3 protein-coding genes, 4 tRNA genes and 1 pseudogene are annotated in these 4,342 nt (G+C 37.2%); 7 read left to right on the forward strand and 1 reads right to left on the reverse strand.

Features of this window, described 5'->3' with window-relative positions; translation table 11 throughout:
• The first annotated feature begins 216 nt into the window (after positions 1 to 216).
• Positions 217 to 1,251, forward strand: a complete 1,035-nt coding sequence (murB, locus tag DK858_RS05535) for a UDP-N-acetylmuramate dehydrogenase (RefSeq protein WP_109396538.1) — start codon at positions 217 to 219, stop codon at positions 1,249 to 1,251.
• Positions 1,248 to 2,210 carry a bifunctional biotin--[acetyl-CoA-carboxylase] ligase/biotin operon repressor BirA gene (birA, locus tag DK858_RS05540; protein WP_109396540.1) on the forward strand — a complete coding sequence of 321 codons (963 nt, stop codon included), beginning with the start codon at positions 1,248 to 1,250 and terminating at the stop codon, positions 2,208 to 2,210. The genes murB and birA overlap by 4 nt, the downstream gene beginning before the upstream one ends.
• 130 nt (positions 2,211 to 2,340) lie before the next feature.
• On the opposite strand, the gene coaA is transcribed toward birA, so the two are convergent.
• On the reverse strand, positions 2,341 to 3,288 hold the full coding sequence (coaA, locus tag DK858_RS05545) for a type I pantothenate kinase (RefSeq protein WP_109396542.1): 948 nt from the start codon (positions 3,286 to 3,288) through the stop codon (positions 2,341 to 2,343).
• Positions 3,289 to 3,725: 437 nt separating this feature from the next.
• Here coaA and DK858_RS05550 point away from each other — a divergent pair.
• From DK858_RS05550 to DK858_RS05570, 5 genes and pseudogenes are all read left to right on the forward strand, one after another.
• Positions 3,726 to 3,801, forward strand: a tRNA-Thr gene (locus tag DK858_RS05550).
• 15 nt (positions 3,802 to 3,816) lie between these two features.
• Positions 3,817 to 3,901 (forward strand) — tRNA-Tyr (locus DK858_RS05555).
• A gap of 82 nt (positions 3,902 to 3,983) precedes the next feature.
• Positions 3,984 to 4,058 (forward strand) — tRNA-Gly (locus DK858_RS05560).
• 5 nt (positions 4,059 to 4,063) lie between these two features.
• Positions 4,064 to 4,139: transfer RNA gene (locus DK858_RS05565), tRNA-Thr, on the forward strand.
• A gap of 121 nt (positions 4,140 to 4,260) precedes the next feature.
• Positions 4,261 to 4,342 (forward strand): annotated as a pseudogene (locus DK858_RS05570) (GTP-binding protein); the annotation flags it as partial.

A 4,342-nucleotide genomic window follows, 5' to 3' on the forward strand; every position in this document is an offset into this window, starting at 1 on the left:
TAGCGCCGATGGTAGTGTGGGGTCTCCCCATGTGAGAGTAGGGAACTGCCAGGCATTAAATAAGACGAGAAAGCCAACCCAATGGGTTGGCTTTTTTGCATTGTAAGACATCTGAAATGTAGATGTAATACCTCTACACTAATCACCTATCACTTTGCTATCCTCAATGATGCTTGGCTGTTAAACTAAGCTATCAGCTAAATGAGGTAGACTTTCATGAAAGAACTGGTTTCATTGCAAGCATTTAATACATTTGGTTTGAGAGCAAAAGCTCACCAAATAGAAACTGCAAATAATAAAGATGAGCTTTGTACATATTGGCAAAATGCCCATAAGCAAAAATTACCAACGCTTATTCTAGGTGGTGGCAGCAACGTATTATTTACAGAAGATTTTAACGGTATTGTTATACGTAACTGTATTGCTGGTATTGAAATTACTGAAGATGAGCAATATTGGTTTGTTCATGTTGGTGCGGGCGAAAACTGGCATGCACTTATTGAATATCTGTTAGAAAAGAATATTTATGGACTGGAAAATTTAGCGCTGATCCCAGGAAATGTAGGTTCAGCACCAATACAAAATATCGGCGCTTATGGTAAAGAATTAAAAGATGTTTGTGCTTATGTTGATATTGTTGAGTTAAGTACAGGTCATGTTCATCGATTAACTAATAATGAATGTCAGTTCGGTTACCGTGATAGTATTTTCAAACATCATTACCAGCAAGGCTTTGCCATTATTGCGGTTGGTTTACAGCTTAGCAAAAAATGGGAGCCTATTCTTACGTATGGCGATTTATCAAAATTATCACTAGAAACGGTAACGCCAAAAGAGGTGTTTGGTTCTGTGTGCTCTATGAGAATGAGCAAGCTACCAGATCCGGCAATAACAGGTAATGCTGGTAGTTTTTTCAAGAATCCAATTGTTGATACTCGCATTGCACAGCATTTAAAAGCAGAATCCCCCTTCTGTCCTCAATATGTTCAACAAGATGGAGTAAAACTTGCTGCAGGCTGGCTGATTGATCAATGTGGCCTTAAAGGGTATCAGATTGGTGGTGCTGCTGTTCATACGAAGCAAGCTCTTGTTCTCATCAACAAAGATGGTCTAGCTACAGGCGAAGATATTGTTAATTTAGCTGCATATATACGTCAAAAAGTCTTTGAACGCTTCGGTGTACACTTAGAGCCAGAAGTTCGTTTTATCGGTCAATATGGCGAAATTAATGCAGTGGACGCTATTTCATGAAAGAAACACCAACTCCTTTATTATTAATTGAGCGCCTTGCTGACGGAAATATCCATTCAGGGGAGCAACTAGGCGAAAGCTTAGGAATGACACGAGCAGGTATTAATAAACATATTCAGACATTGCGTAGTTGGGGTATTGATGTTCAAACTGTTGCAGGAAAGGGCTATCAGCTAGATGCTCCAATGAATTTGTTAAATGCGGATAGCGTAAACAAGAACATCAAAGGTGAACCGGCTAGTGTTATTCCTGTTATAGATTCTACAAACCAATATTTGATCCAACATATTAGCGAATTAAAATCGGGTGATGTCTGCATTGCTGAATACCAGTCTGCTGGACGAGGTAGAAGAGGGCGCCAATGGATTTCGCCTTTTGGTCGAAATTTATACTTGAGTATGTATTGGAAACTCGATCAAGGGCCTGCTGCTGCAATAGGGCTGAGTTTGGTTGTCGGTGTTATTATGGCTGAAGTATTGCAAAAATTTGGTGCAGATGACGTTAAAGTTAAATGGCCTAACGATCTCTATTTAAATGATAAAAAGCTTTCAGGTATTCTTGTTGAGCTAACAGGAAAAACAGGTGATGTTGCTCATATTGTCACAGGTATTGGTATTAATATTGCGATGAGCAAAAATCAAAATGAAGCCATTAACCAGCAATGGATTAATTTAGAGCAAGTTGGCATTAAAATTGACAGAAATGATCTTGCTTGTGAAATTACTAATGCACTAAGAGAAGCATTTGTTCAATTTGAAAAACAAGGGTTATCTGTGTTTATCGAACGTTGGAAAAGTTTAGATAACTTTATGAATCGCCGTGTGAAGCTTATTATTGGTGAAAAAGAGATCTTTGGTATCGCCAAAGGTATCAACGATCAAGGTGCTTTACTTTTAGAGCAAGAAGGAAAAATTATACCTTATATAGGTGGTGAGATTTCACTGAGAAGTGCACTGTAATGTTTTAAATTGCATCGAATATCTAAAACTAAAAAAGCTTTCCTAGATGGGAAAGCTTTTTATTTATGGATACTATTTTAATAACTATAATTTAATAATATTTAGATCAAACGCTGATCATTGTTTAGATTTATTTACGTAATCGGACGTTGGTGATCGTATGATTTTGCCCTTTGGTTAGTATAAGACTCGCTCTTTCTTTCGTAGGTAGAATGTTCTGTTTCAAATTCAAACCATTAATTTCTTGCCAAATTGAAGATGCTATTTCAATAGACTCTTCTCTGCTTAATTTAGAGTAATTATTAAAATATGATTCAGGATCAGTAAACGCACCCTCTCTAAATTTTAAAAATCGACTGATGTACCAGTGTTTTAGTAATGTTTCTTCAGCATCAACATAAATGGAGAAATCTACATAATCTGATACGAAAACATTATGTGGATCATGAGGATAATCCTGATTACTCTGTAATACATTTAATCCTTCAAGGATCAAAATATCAGGTTGTTCAATAACCTGTTTTTTATCTGGAATGATGTCATACACTAAATGGGAATAGACAGGGGCTGTTACTTGTTTTTTACCTGATTTTATATCAGAAACGAAAGAGACAAGGCTATGCATATCATAGGATTCAGGAAATCCTTTCTTTTTCATTATTCCACGTCTCTTTAACTCTGCATTAGGTAAAAGAAAACCATCAGTAGTGATTAAATCTACTTTACGATGTTCTGGCCAACGAGTTAAAAGTGCTTGTAGTAAACGAGCTGTGGTACTTTTACCAACAGCAACACTACCCGCTATACCAATAATGTAAGGGATTTTGGCGCTTCTTGTTCCAAGAAACTGCTCTAAGACAGCTTGACGACGCAAGTTAGAACTTATGTAAAAATTGAGTAATCTTGAAAGAGGAAGATAAATCTCAATTACATCATCAATAGAAATTTCTTCATTAATTCCTTTTAAATCAACAATCTCTTTTTCGGTTAATGTTAAAGGAACGGAATCTCTTAACGTTGCCCAGTGCTTTCTGTCAAACTCTAAATAAGGGGTTATAAAGCGTTCTTTGTTATTCATAAGCCAACATCTGCCTAATATTCGCAGGTTGGACAGGCTGTTTAAAACACCCGTATCCGATAAAAAATAAACAGCATCATAACGAGTGATGACTCGTAGGCGTAGATATTTTTTAAATTTTTTCTACTTTTTTTGACACGAACTGAATAAATTTGTAAAAAAAGTACAAAAAATAGTCATGAAAATAATTTTTTAGCGTAGACTAATAAAGGCGCCATCAATTTTTTTCTAAAAATTTATTGATGATGAATAAATCTGGGAGTGATTAGCTAAATTAGCTTGCTAATTTATCATGATTTTTTGTTGGCATTTTGGTCGTTTTTTTCCTAAAAAATCAACAATTCAATCAAAAGTGAACAAAATCTAAGCAAAAGAACAAATATCGCAATTTTTTTGTTGCATCATGATGAAAGTCCTCCTAGAATGCGCACCACTTAGCCGGCATAGCTCAGTTGGTAGAGCAACTGACTTGTAATCAGTAGGTCCCGAGTTCGACTCTTGGTGCCGGCACCATTAAAAATTAGGTTTGGTGGGATACCCAAGCGGCCAAAGGGAGCAGACTGTAAATCTGCCGTCACAGACTTCGAAGGTTCGAATCCTTCTCCCACCACCATTAATTCCAAACTTAAGTGTTTTAAATTAGTAAACACTTAAGTAGAATACAAAGCTGATTTTAAGTCAGGTAGCCGAGTTCTGCGGGCATCGTATAATGGCTATTACCTCAGCCTTCCAAGCTGATGATGCGGGTTCGATTCCCGCTGCCCGCTCCAGATGTGCTGATATAGCTCAGTTGGTAGAGCGCACCCTTGGTAAGGGTGAGGTCGGCAGTTCGAATCTGCCTATCAGCACCACTCCTTCATGTTCTTGCCTCCCTGATTAAAATCTTAACAAGCACTAGCAAATCGCTAATTTACTTACTGCTTGGTTGATGTGGTGTAACCACCGATTCCGTGTCTTAGAGGGACAATTTAAATGTCTAAAGAAAAATTTGAACGTTCAAAACCGCACGTTAACGTTGGTACTATCGGCCACGTTGACCACGGTAAAACAACTC

The sequence above is a fragment of the Proteus faecis genome (genome assembly GCF_003144395.1).
In the GTDB taxonomy this organism is placed as follows: Bacteria; Pseudomonadota; Gammaproteobacteria; order Enterobacterales; family Enterobacteriaceae; genus Proteus; species Proteus faecis.